The following is a 209-nucleotide window of genomic DNA, read 5'->3' as shown; positions in this document are numbered from 1 at the left end:
ATATAGATGAGACGTATATCAAAATTAAAGGGCAATGGAATTATTTATATCGCGCTATTGATGCAGATGGCCATACACTAGATATTTCGTTACGTAAGAAACGAGATAATCACTCAGCATATACGTTTATTAAACGTCTTATTAAACAATTTGGCAAACCTCAAATGATAATTACAGACCAAGCCCCTTCAACGAAGGTGGCAATGTCC

1 protein-coding gene is annotated in these 209 nt (G+C 35.4%); it reads left to right on the top strand.

The genetic code is table 11. The features are described from left to right. Positions 1-209 (top strand): DDE-type integrase/transposase/recombinase (locus CD172_RS12135; protein ID WP_142384444.1); only part of this gene is annotated, 209 nt, incomplete at both ends.

This window comes from Staphylococcus agnetis, from assembly GCF_002901865.1.
GTDB lineage: Bacteria > Bacillota > Bacilli > Staphylococcales > Staphylococcaceae > Staphylococcus > Staphylococcus agnetis.
Note: the sequence above shows the minus strand (reverse complement) of the source record. Positions and strands in the feature narration are given on the sequence as shown.